General features: G+C 30.2%; 13 protein-coding genes. 7 read left to right on the top strand and 6 right to left on the bottom strand.

The annotated features are described in order from the left end of the window. Positions 1–17 precede the first annotated feature (17 nt). Positions 18–2,171, top strand: coding sequence for a TonB-dependent receptor (locus tag ACLII3_RS01645; protein ID WP_412985954.1), 2,154 nt, complete (start codon positions 18–20; stop codon positions 2,169–2,171). 84 nt (positions 2,172–2,255) lie between these two features. Continuing rightward, the gene (locus ACLII3_RS01640) at positions 2,256–2,987 is read left to right on the top strand and encodes an energy transducer TonB (RefSeq protein ID WP_412985952.1); all 732 of its coding nucleotides are present in this window, start codon (positions 2,256–2,258) and stop codon (positions 2,985–2,987) included. A 48-nt stretch (positions 2,988–3,035) separates the two neighbouring features. Here ACLII3_RS01640 and ACLII3_RS01635 read toward each other — a convergent pair whose 3' ends face one another. Together ACLII3_RS01635 and ACLII3_RS01630 are read right to left on the bottom strand one after the other, a co-directional pair. Next, positions 3,036–3,920 carry a DUF1684 domain-containing protein gene (locus ACLII3_RS01635; protein ID WP_412985950.1) on the bottom strand — a complete coding sequence of 295 codons (885 nt, stop codon included), beginning with the start codon at positions 3,918–3,920 and terminating at the stop codon, positions 3,036–3,038. Further along, positions 3,921–5,729, bottom strand: coding sequence for a serine hydrolase (locus ACLII3_RS01630; RefSeq protein WP_412985948.1), 1,809 nt, complete (start codon positions 5,727–5,729; stop codon positions 3,921–3,923). A 172-nt stretch (positions 5,730–5,901) separates the two neighbouring features. Here ACLII3_RS01630 and ACLII3_RS01625 point away from each other — a divergent pair, with 172 nt between their 5' ends. From ACLII3_RS01625 to ACLII3_RS01605, 5 genes are read left to right on the top strand one after another with little or no spacing between them, the layout of a single operon-like run. Beyond that, positions 5,902–6,522: a hypothetical protein gene (locus tag ACLII3_RS01625; protein ID WP_412985947.1), complete on the top strand. Its 621-nt coding sequence runs from the start codon at positions 5,902–5,904 to the stop codon at positions 6,520–6,522. 17 nt (positions 6,523–6,539) lie between these two features. Then, positions 6,540–7,889 (top strand): 2TM domain-containing protein, encoded by a 1,350-nt coding sequence (locus ACLII3_RS01620; protein ID WP_412985946.1) that lies wholly within the window; start codon positions 6,540–6,542, stop codon positions 7,887–7,889. An 11-nt stretch (positions 7,890–7,900) separates the two neighbouring features. Next, complete coding sequence (locus ACLII3_RS01615; RefSeq protein ID WP_412985945.1) at positions 7,901–8,227, top strand: 2TM domain-containing protein; 327 nt, start codon at positions 7,901–7,903, stop codon at positions 8,225–8,227. An 8-nt stretch (positions 8,228–8,235) separates the two neighbouring features. Further along, a complete protein-coding gene (locus ACLII3_RS01610) occupies positions 8,236–8,589 on the top strand; it encodes a 2TM domain-containing protein (RefSeq protein ID WP_412985943.1) in 354 nt (117 codons plus the stop codon). Positions 8,590–8,648: 59 nt separating this feature from the next. Further along, positions 8,649–9,404, top strand: a complete 756-nt coding sequence (locus ACLII3_RS01605; protein WP_412985941.1) for a LytR/AlgR family response regulator transcription factor — start codon at positions 8,649–8,651, stop codon at positions 9,402–9,404. On the opposite strand, the gene ACLII3_RS01600 is transcribed toward ACLII3_RS01605, so the two are convergent. From ACLII3_RS01600 to ACLII3_RS01585, 4 genes are all read right to left on the bottom strand, one after another. Further along, positions 9,405–9,851, bottom strand: a complete 447-nt coding sequence (locus tag ACLII3_RS01600) for a DnaJ domain-containing protein (protein ID WP_412985939.1) — start codon at positions 9,849–9,851, stop codon at positions 9,405–9,407. 53 nt (positions 9,852–9,904) lie between these two features. After that, a complete protein-coding gene (locus ACLII3_RS01595) occupies positions 9,905–10,153 on the bottom strand; it encodes a DUF1456 family protein (RefSeq protein ID WP_412985938.1) in 249 nt (82 codons plus the stop codon). A gap of 32 nt (positions 10,154–10,185) precedes the next feature. Beyond that, the gene (locus ACLII3_RS01590; RefSeq protein WP_412985936.1) at positions 10,186–11,355 is read right to left on the bottom strand and encodes an LETM1-related biofilm-associated protein; all 1,170 of its coding nucleotides are present in this window, start codon (positions 11,353–11,355) and stop codon (positions 10,186–10,188) included. 74 nt (positions 11,356–11,429) lie between these two features. After that, positions 11,430–12,041, bottom strand: a complete 612-nt coding sequence (locus ACLII3_RS01585) for a superoxide dismutase family protein (protein ID WP_412985934.1) — start codon at positions 12,039–12,041, stop codon at positions 11,430–11,432. Positions 12,042–12,110: the final 69 nt, after the last annotated feature.

Below are 12,110 nucleotides of genomic sequence, written 5' to 3'. Positions count from 1 at the left end.
CAAACAATTTAATAATTATGAAATCAATAGTTTCAATTTTTATCTTTTTAATAACAATGTCTCTTAGCGCAGAGACAATAATAAATGGTACAGTAAATGACCAAAAAGGAAATCCAATTTTAGGAGCAAACGTATATTTAGAAGGTACATACGATGGAAGTACTACAGATGAGTCTGGAGTTTTTAAGTTTAGTACTACAGAAGCAGGATCTCAAACATTAATAGTATCTTATTTAGGATATGAAACTTTTACTATGGTTGGTGATATTAAATTTATGGTTAACTTAAATGTAAAGTTAAAAGAAGATGTAAATACTTTAGATGCTGTAGTGCTTTCAGCTGGAAAATTTTCAGCTGGCGATAATAGTAAAGTTAATGTTCTAAAACCTTTAGATGTAGTTACCACTGCAAGTGCATTGGGAGATTTTGTTGGTGCTTTGCAAACATTACCAGGAACTACAACAGTAGCTGAGGATGGACGTTTATTTGTGCGTGGAGGAGAAGCTGAAGAAACACAAATTTTTATTGATGGAATTCGCGTTTTTACACCATATACACCAACTACAAATAATACTCCAACAAGAGGTAGATATTCACCATTTTTATTTGACGGAATTACATTTTCAACTGGTGGTTATTCAGCCGAATATGGACAAGCATTATCTAGTGTATTGTTGTTAAATACTATTGATGAACCAGATCAAGAAAAGACTGATATTGGTATAATGAGTGTAGGAGCAACCTTAGGAAATTCCCAAAAATGGGAAAAGAGTTCGTTAAGTGTTAATGCATCGTATATAAATTTAGCGCCATATGTGGCATTGTTTCCAGATAGGAATGATTGGGAGAAGCCTTATGAAGGTTTATCTGGAGAAGCTGTTTTTAGGCAAAAAACAGATAATGGTTTATTTAAGTTGTATTCGGCTTTTGATACATCAAATTTTGAATTAACTCAAGAAGATATTAATGCCCCAGAAGGAGTACACTTCAAATTAAAAAATAGAAACTTATACTTCAATGGTTCTTATCAAGGAATGATATCTGATACATGGTCTTTGTTTTCAGGTTTAAGTTACACAAATAGCAATTTTAAAGTGAATTTTGATGAAGCTAATGTAAATAGTCTTGAAAATTCAATTCATGCTAAGGTGAAATTAAAACGCAGATTTAGTAGTAGGTTTAAGTTAAATTTTGGAGCTGAATATTTCATTACAGATTTTAATGAAGATTATCGAGACATAAGCACAGAGAAAGTGGATTATGGTTATAATAACAACATCAGTGCAGCTTATGCAGAAGCAGACATCTTTTTTTCTAAGAAATTAGCTATGAAAACTGGTGTAAGAGCCGAGTATAGTGAATTATTTAAAGAGTTAAATATAGCACCTCGATTATCATTGGCTTATAAAACGTCTGATAAAAGTCAAATATCATTAGCTTATGGTAATTTTTACCAGAATCCAAATAGCGATGTTTTAAAATTTGAACAAGATTTAAAAGCTCAAAATACATCTCACTATATATTTAATTATCAATTTAACGATGAAGGTAAAATATTTAGAGCCGAAGCTTATTATAAAAATTACGATAATTTGATTAAGTATGATGATGAGTTCCCTAGCTTTGATAGCAATTATAATAATCAAGGTGATGGATTTGCTAGAGGTTTGGACTTGTTTTGGAGAGATAGTAAGAGTATAAAAAATGTAGATTATTGGTTAAGCTATTCTTATTTGGATTCTGAAAGAGATTATAGAAGTTATCCTAAAGCAGCACAACCAAACTTTGCAAACACTCATAATTTATCTGTTGTAGGTAAGTATTGGATAAACGATTGGAAATCTCAGGTAGGTTTTAGTTATGCATATGCATCTGGACGTACTTATACTAATCCTAATTTAGATGGTTTTTTAAATCAAAAAACAAAGTCATATAATAGCTTAAGTATCAATTGGGCTTATTTAATTAGTCAACAAAAAATATTGTATTTCTCGGTTAATAATGTTTTAGGAATAAGAAATGTTAATGGATATCAATATGCAAATACACCAGATATGAATGGTAATTTTGCTAGACAAACGTTACGTCCAGCTGCAGATCAGTTCTTTTTTGTAGGATTCTTTTGGACAATTAGTGAAGATAAAAAGAGTAATCAGTTAGATAATTTGTAAAAATTCAACTTTTCCATGAACTGATAAATGTCATAGTTATTGAGCTTAAAATCAAGTAGCTTTAGGTTATTAAATCTTGTAATCATGGAAGCGAAAAAAAATCCCAACCTTGAAGTTGGCAGAAACAGTAGCCTATACTTTGCTATAGGACTTAATATTATGTTATTGATTACTTACAATATGTTGAATTATAAAACTTATGATCAAGAAGATTTAGCAATGGACATATTAGAAGTTGAAGAAGTTATTGAAGAAGAAATACCGTTATTAAATATTGATACACCTCCGCCACCTCCACCACCTCCAATTGCTACTCCAGAGGTAATTACTATAGTTGAGGATGTTGAGGAAATAGAAGAAACTATTATAGAAAGTACAGAAACAGATCAAGAAGAAGGTATTGAAGAACGCGAATTTGCTATTGATGATGTAGAAGTAGAAGAAGTAGAAGAAGAAATAGAAGTAGCTTTTGCAGTTGTAGAAAAAGTTCCAATTTTCCCTGGATGTAAAGGAAAGTCTAATGCAGAATTAAAGAAGTGTTTCCAAAAAAAGATGAATGAGCACGTTATGAAAAACTTTAAATACCCTGATGTTGCAATGGAACTTGGAATTAAAGGAAGAGTTTTTGTATTGTTTGCTATCGATAAGGATGGTTATGTCACAGGAATTAAAACTAGAGGACCAGATAAAATTTTAGAAAAAGAAGCTGCTCGAATTATTGAGAAGTTACCTAAAATGACTCCAGGAAAACAACGTGGTAAAAATGTAAAAGTGCCTTATAGTGTACCGATTATGTTTAAACTACAAAATAATTAATTACAAGCTTTAATAAGAAAGCCCTCAATACTAAGTTGAGGGCTTTTTTTATTTTTTTGCTATTTGCTCGCCTGCTAATATTTTTATTGGTAATCTATTTTGAGCTGGAGGATATAAGCATGTAGTGTATTTAGAAAATGCACATGGAGGATTATATAAATAATTAAAATCTAAAGTAACCTTTCCATTAGTTTTTGGTAAATCTAAATATATATAGCGACCTCCACCATAAGTTAAATCACCAGAGGTTTCATCACCAACCATAGTAAAACCTCCAGAACCAACATCTAAAGTGTAATCTTTATTGTTATAATTAAATGTTACTTGGCCAATAAAATTAGTATTGGCATTAACGCCTAATTGTGAGTTAACAGATTCTGTTTTTTCTTTTTCAAAGTATTTAAAATCTGCATCAAATATTAGATTTGGATTTATCACAAAGCTTTTGAATCCTTTAAAGGCTTTAATAGCTGGATTTTTAGTGTCCCAAACTCTAAGGTATAAACTATTAGAACGTGTAATAACTTGCCAATTTAGTTGTTCATGATATAATTTTTCTGAACTACCATATTCATCTAAATGTAATTTAGTTAATGTAATTACAGAATCTAATGTAGTCACAACTTTCACATCATTTTTTGCTTCAAAATAAATACCTTCTTTTAAAATAGAAACTTGACCAATGGTATTGGGTAAAGCGTCAATATTTAAAACAAAATCATTAATAGAATCCTTTCCAAAAGTGTTTTGTAAAGAGTCTAACTTGAATAAACCAGTAAGTTGTAAATAACCATTTTTTCTACTTAAATCTAAGTCAGCTTTATAAGCTTCAATGTTTTTATTATAATTTTCTGGTAGTTGTTTAGTTTCATTGCTATTTTGTTTACATGAAACTAATGTTACTATCAATAAAAAGAATACTTTAAATTTCATTTAATCACCTTTTTTAGTTGCTGTAAATTTACCATTTGGTTGCACAAATGTCAAATTAGAGATAGTCCCATCTTCGCCTTCGGTAAACTCTACTTTATATCCATCTAAAATTTTAAGATTAAATTTATGCTCAGCTACTGGAAGTAGCTCATATTCTGGTTGTCCTTGTAAAAATACATATAGTACATTTTCGTCTTTAATATAGACCTTTACTTCATTACCACGTAAATCATAAGAGCCAACATATTTTTGTAATGATTCGTTAGTGACATCTATAGTGTTTGGAGTACGTTTAAATTTAATTGGTCCTAGAGTAGGTTCAATTTCTATTTCTAGGTTTGAAATTTCACCACCAACATTACTGTTAAAAATTACTTTTAAAGCATTTCCTATTTGTGTAGTATCTACTTTACCTTCGTTTACATCAATGAGTTCAAAAGTATCATAATGATAATGATTTATATATTGACTTGTAGTATTTAACTTGGTAAATAAAGAATCGTTTTTTACTATAATTTCAAACTTACCATAACCAGGGTTTGTGTATGTTCCAGTATATTCAATTTTGTTATGTGATGGTTTTGTGCCTTTTACATTAGCAGCGTTATCTTCATCTTTGTTTTCTTCTTGTGCTTTTTTTGCTTTTTCTTGTCTGTCAATATAGCGCTGTGTCCAATCTGTAGTACCTTCACCTAATAATCGATCTGAAATGGTATTTCTTACCAAACCTGTTACTGCAGATCCATTTTGATTAGTTAATACTACAATACCTATTTTGTCGCTTGGAAAAAATGCAACACTAGCCGAAAATCCATCAATATTACCACCATGTTCAACACGATAATGACCTCTGTACGATTGTAACATCCAGCCATAACCGTAATTTGCAAAATGCATATCTGGTAATTCTTCGCTTGGTAATGCAGCACCAATAACCATTTGAGAGCTCATAGCTTCTTTAATATACTCTTCAGGAATTATTTGTGTGTCTTTATATTTTCCATTGTTAATCCAAGTAATTAACCATTTAGACATATCATTTACACTACTGTTTATACTTCCTGCTGGTGACATTCCAGCAATATCATAATAATCCATTTTAGATATAATATCACCTTTTTTAAGCTGATATCCCAAAGCGGCATTACTAGCCGATTTCATTTCTGCAATTGTAGCATTTGTTCTTGTCATGCCTAATGGTTTAAAAAAGTAATCACTTATGTTATCTTCCCAACTTTTTCCAGTAATTCTTTCCGCTATCACACCTTGAGTTAGAAACATAAAGTTATTGTAATACCATTTTTGTCTAATTCCAGTAAAAGGTTCTTGATACTCAATACGTTTTATTAAGCTGTCTTTACTATGAGTTGGGAAATAATACCATGAGGCATCATGTCTTGGTAATCCTGTACTATGCCTCATTAAATCTTTAATGATAATATTATTATTCATGTCGTTATTATAAAATTTTAGCTCAGGAATATATTCTAGAGGACTATCATTAAACGATAATTTATCATCTTCCCTCAATTTTCCTAAAACGGCAGATGTAAATGCTTTTGAAGATGATCCAATAGCAAAAAGTGTATTGGCATCTACAGGTATTTTGTTTTCATAGTCTCTATAGCCAAATCCTTTGGCATAGATAACTTTGTCTCCTTCTACTACTGCAACCGCAAATCCAGCTGCTTTTGTTGCTTCTAGAATCTTTTCTAGTTCAGTATCAATTTTTTTTAACCTTTTGTCGGTTTGACCTTGTGTTGTTGCAAAAAAGCATAAAGCTAAAATTGCTAAAAAGAATTTTTTCATTTGGTTGATTTTATACAGGTTAGACATGTTGAGGTTTATAAAGTTACAGTTTTTAATTCTCTTTTATTAAAAAATTACAATTCGTCATTTAAAAATTACAATTCGGTAAACCTATTTTTAATAAAGAAGACTTTAGGTGGATATTTGCTGTATCAATTTAAAACAAACAGTCATGCAAAAATTAGCATTAATCATCGCACTATTAATAACAGGGTTTATTGGTGCACAATCAAATTATGAAAAAGGAATGCAAAAAGCATTTGAATTATGGGGAACTAATCCAATCGAAGCTGCAAATTTATTTGAAAGAATTGCTAAAGCTGAAACAGATAACTGGCTTCCTGCTTACTATGCTGCACAAGTAAATATTGTACAAAGTTTTGGAGAAAAGGATAAGGACAAGCTAACAGCACAATTAAACAAAGCACAAGATTTAATTAATGATGCAACAGCAATTTCAAAGAATAACCCAGAAATTATGATCATGCAAGCATTATTACATACAGCTTGGGTTGCTTATGATGGAGCTACTTATGGAATGACGTTATCAGGTAAAATAGCAGCATTATACTCACAAGCAACACAAATTGCTCCTAATAACCCAAGAGTAATACTTAATAAGGCAGAATGGGACATGGGAAGCGCTCGCTTTTTTGGACAAGATACAGCACCATTTTGTAAAGATGTAGAAAGAGCCTTAGAACTTTTTGCTAACTTTAAACCTGAAACAAGTTTTCACCCAAAATGGGGAAAAGAAAGAGCTGAACAAATCTTAAGCTCTTGTAGTAAGTAGATTTAATTTTATTAGTAATGAAAGAGTTTATAAAAGTAGTTGGTATTGGAGTTGTTATTGGAAGTATTATTCTAATAATAGACCAAGTAATTAGATACTTTTCTGGGAATAGTATAGAGTTTGATAGAAACTTTTTAATTCTATTTGGATATTACATGATGTACTCTATTCCAATATGTATTGTAAACTCTTATTTTTTCGATTATATAAACACAAAAGTTAATTGGGCGAGATATAAAAAATATCGATTTGTAATTGGATTTTTAGGCTCAATAGCAATAACTCTAGTAACTCTTTTTATAATTAGAGTGTTCCATAACCTTGTTTTAGAAGGAGAAACTTGGGAGGAGTTTATTACTAATGAAAGTGCTGAGTTTTATTTAATATCTCTAGTAATTACACTTGTTATTTCATTGTTTTTTCATGCATTCTATTATTACAAAGAAATGCAAAAGAGCAAGATTAAAGAACAAAAGGTAATAGCAGGAACAGCAAGTGCAAAGTTTGATGCCTTAAAAAATCAATTAGATCCGCATTTTTTATTTAATAGCCTTAATGTATTATCAAGTTTAATTGACGAAAATCCAGATAGTGCACAAAAGTTTACAACGGCCTTATCAAAAGTGTATAGGTATGTGTTAGAGCAAAAAAATAAGGATTTAGTAACTGTAGATGAAGAGTTAGAGTTTGCTAAAGTATACATGTCATTACTTAAAATGCGATTTGAAGATAGTATCATTTTTGAAATCCCAGAAAAGGCTTCAAATCCAGAGAGTAAAGTTGTTCCATTATCCTTACAATTATTACTTGAAAATGCAGTAAAACATAATATGGTTACTAGTAGTAAACCTTTACATATTAAGATTGTTGAGAGCAATGGAGAATTAATTGTAGAAAATAATCTACAGCCAAAACAAATAGTGAAAAAGAGTAGTGGTGTAGGACTAGATAATATTCGTCAGCGCTACAATCTATTAACCGAAAGAAAAGTAAAAATCAATCAAGAAGCAAAACGTTTTGCAGTGGCAATACCTATGCTTACAAAACAAATATCAGTTATGAGAACAAGAACAAAAAGTCAATATGATGACAGTTATGTTAGAGCTCGTAAGCACGTTCAAGAAGTAAAAGAGTTTTATTATAGTTTAATTTCTTACGTGTTTGTTATACCATTTTTAATTTTCATTAACTATAGAACATCATGGAACTTTCAATGGTTTTGGTTTCCAATGTTTGGTTGGGGAATGGGATTAATATTTCATGCATATAAAGTTTATGTTAACGATGGTGTTCTAGGACGTAGTTGGGAACGTAAAAAGATAGAGCAATACATGCAAGAAGAGGAAAATAAAAAACGTTGGAATTAAAAACTTAGATTATGAACGATTTAGATAAAGAACAAGCTTATTTAAGTGCAAAACGACGTGTAGATAAATTAAGAGGTTTTTATTCGCATCTTACAGTTTATATTGGAGCTAACTTATTAGTTTCTGGATATAAAATTATTAGAAATATTAGAAGAGGCGAATCTTTAGAAGAAGCTATTTTTGACCTGAGTTTTTCTGGAATGTGGATGCTTTGGGGATTAGGGCTAATAATACATGCATTTGTTGTGTTTATCTTACCTAAGATTGTTGGAGAGAATTGGGAAGAGAGAAAGATTAAACAATTTATGGAAGAAGAAGAAAAAAATAAATTTAATTAAAAAACATTATGAAACGATACGATATAGAACCATACGATGAACAAAAATCAAGATATGATTTTGAAAAAGAAGAGGCTTATTTAAGAGCAAAAAAGAAACTGGATAAGTTAGTTGGATTTTATTGGCACCTGGCAGTATATATAGTTGTAAATATATTTCTAATTATTTTAATTGGTGTTAATTCTGGTAGTGGCTTTTGGCACTTTGGTACTTTTGCAACACCACTTTTTTGGGGAATAGGGTTGTTTTTTCATTTCTTAGGTGTTTTTGGTCCAGATTTTATGTTTGGAAAGGACTGGGAAAAAAGAAAAATACAAGAGTATATGGATAAAGACCGAGAAGAGCATCGTAAATTTGAATAATAAGTACGACGCTAATAAATGAAACAAAAACAGATTTAGGAATAATTTTAAGTTAGAGTATGAACGTAATAATTATAGAAGACGAAAAACCATCAGCAAGACGTTTACAACGTATGTTGGCTAAACTAAATGTAGAAGCAAATACAATGTTGCATTCTGTTGAAGAATCTATTGATTGGTTTGAAAATAATAGTCATCCAGATCTTATTTTTTTAGATATTCAATTAAGTGATGGTTTGTCTTTTGAAATTTTTGATACTATAGATATAAAGTCTGCTGTAATTTTCACAACTGCTTATGATGAGTATGCTTTACAAGCATTTAAGCTTAATAGTATAGATTATTTACTAAAACCAATTGATGAAGATGAGTTAGAAAAGGCAGTAAATAAGTATCAAGAACGTTTGCCAAAGCAACAATCTGTAACATTAGATTTTAATGATATCAAGAATTTATTGGTCAACCCAATTGAGAGAGAGTACAAAAAGCGTTTTTCTGTAAAGGTTGGACAGCATCTTAAACTGATTAATATTGACGATATAGAATGTTTTTATAGCGAAAATAAAGGTACTTACTTGCATACTACCGAAGGTAGAAACTATCTTTTAGATTCTTCACTAGAGCATTTAGAAGCAGAGTTAGAGCCTCATACTTTTTTTAGAATCAATCGTAAATTTTTTGTAAATATTAATGCTATAAAAGATATAATTAGTTACACCAATTCAAGGCTTCAAATAAAGTTAAACTCCTATAATGAGCAAGAGGTTATTGTTGCACGAGAACGTGTAAAAGATTTTAAAAATTGGCTAGAATAATTAGAAGATATCAAATAAGCCATCTAGTGCATCACTAGCAGAATCAATAATATCTCCTGTTCCAGTAAATAAATCACCTAGTATATCTGTAGTTAAAAAAATATCTAGTAAAAGAAGTTGTTCTAGTGGAGTAGACCAATATTCTCTAGATGTTTTTTTTGCTTCTTCTTCCCAAGTTTCATTAGCTTTTTCTTGAGAAGTAATAACTGTTGCTGGTATATTGTTTTCTTTTTGCTGTAAACGAAGTACATCATATTTACTGCGTTTTTCTTCATTACCTAAAACATTAAATGCTTCAATTACTAACTCAAATTTTTCTGCTGCATCAGGAGACTTATTATTATCAGGATGGTAAATAGCAATTTGTTTTCTGAAAGCAATTTTAATAGTTTTTAAATCACTTTCTTCATCAATATTTAAAATCTGGTAGTAGTCTTTTAGTGCCATTTTCAAGGATTTATAACTTATTAGTACAGTATTATTAAGCCTTGTTACAAGAATTAACCCTTTTTTTCAGGCTTTGGTGGCATTGGACCTCTTAAGTGAATAATAAGACCATTTAAAAAATTTCGTAGTATTTGATCTCCACATTCCACATATTTAGGATGGTTTTCGTTTCTAAAAAATGCGTTGATCTCACTTTTTGTAACCTTAAAATCCACTAAAGCACAAATTTCTACTATGTCAGTATCTCTTAATTTGTGAGCGACTCTTAATTTTTTAAATATATCGTTGTTTGTTAATCCCATGCTGCAAATGTAATTGTTTATTTAGTTTTAACTTAATCTTCTTCAATTCTATTTTCATCAAAAGCCGATGGTAATAACTTAGGAATAAATTTAATAAACAAAGGTAATAGTAAAGCTCCTCCAGGAAGCATAAATATTGCTAAACTTGGTATAGATTTAAATAAATCTAATAACTGTTCTTGTACCTTTTTTTGTTCTTCTTCGTTAAGGTCTCTTTTGGTAGATTGTGAAATTAGTTTTACAAGTTCTTTACTTTCCTTTAGTTCTTTATATAAGCGTTTACTATTTCTAGAAATAAGCTTACTAACCATTTTACTTGAGTTATCATAAAAGCTTTTTACAAGGTTTTTGGAGCTTAATAGTGCAATGTTGTCCTTGTGTTTAGTGTAAAATTTATTAACGGAGTTAATGGCGTCATTAACAACTGCTTTTTCAAACTTTAAGTCATTACCTAATTGATGTAAAAATGAGCGTTCGTTTGTATCTATTACTTGATCGCTCCAAGTAGACATACAAGCAATATCTAATAAGTAGTGTGCTTCTAAACCAGATTTAACTGAGCTTATTGCTTCTTGATATGATTTACTTTTATGGTCGTGGTATCTTAAAGAAGATTCTAGAAGCTTTATTAAACTGTTATCATATTCTGTGCGTTCTTGTTTGGCGTTTAAAACATTAATGACAACGGTTTCTAAATTAGCTTCAATATGTTTGATATAATCTTCACTTATATTTCCTTGTTTTAGATATTGTTGATAAGCCAAAACATCTACAAATAACAAAGCATTAGTAATAAAGTAATTGAAATTTTTTGTAATTACATTATTATCAATTTGTATACGTTTATGTAGAATACGCTCTAAAGTAGCTGAAGCAATTTTACCTCCAAGAATATCCGAAAAAACAGATGTTTTATGTTCATTTATTTCGGTGTAAAACTTAATAACACTATCTATAAAATTGTTATTGCTAGTTTCTGTATTGTAAGTGTATAAAAGTGCCAGAAGCAAATTGATTTTACAACGCTCTTCTTGAGTAAAATCGGAATCATCAATTGATTTATTTATGATTAAAAGGTTGCTTCCATAAAGAAATCCAGCTACTCTTAAATCAAAATACACCTTTTCTAATTCTATCTTAGAATTTGACGTGTCTAACGATTTTAATAATTTATTTATCCAGCCTCTAGCCGAAGGATTCATGGGTCTAGTTTTAAAGGTATAAAAATAAAAAAGCTACTTGAATAAGTAGCTTTTTTTAAATTATATAATTTCAATTATTTTATAATTCCACCACAACTTACTCTACCTCCTGCAGCGCCAGTTGGTTGCGATGTAAAGTCGTCTGTACCTTGATGAATAATAATAGCTTTTCCAACAATATCTTTTGCAGGATCACCACAACCAATACACCATTCGTCAGTAGCAAATGTAATAGTTCCTTGCCCTTTTTCATTGGCTGTAAAATTTCCTATATCTCCTTTATGGTATCCTTTGTCTGAACCCCATTTTCCGTGTGGTTGTGCAGTTGGATTCCAATGGCCTCCAGTAGATTTTCCGTCTGGAGATGAGCAATCACTTTTTTCATGTAAATGTACAGCATGAGTACCTTCGCTTAAACCAGATAAAACTGCCATTAAAGAAACAATTCCATTTTCTTGTTTAAAAACAGCATTACCTGTAACACCACTATCACTTTTTGCTTCAAGAGTAACAGTAATTTTAGCATCTGCCGAACTTGTTGATTTTTTTTTGTGAGTAGTTTCTTTTTTTGTTTCAGTTTTAGTGACTTCTCCTTCAGGAGTAATTTCTTTTTCTTTAGTGTCATTTTTACATGATACAGATAAAACTAATGCTGAAGCTATTAAAAGAATAGTTGATTTTTTCATGATTTAGCGTTGTATTTATATTTCGAATGAAAGTTAAGTCAATATTAGTGTATTTGCAAATATAGGTTT

Origin of the sequence: Pontimicrobium sp. IMCC45349, from assembly GCF_047219225.1 — a bacterium.
Lineage (GTDB): Bacteria > Bacteroidota > Bacteroidia > Flavobacteriales > Flavobacteriaceae > IMCC45349.
This window is presented reverse-complemented; position numbering and strand designations above follow the sequence as displayed.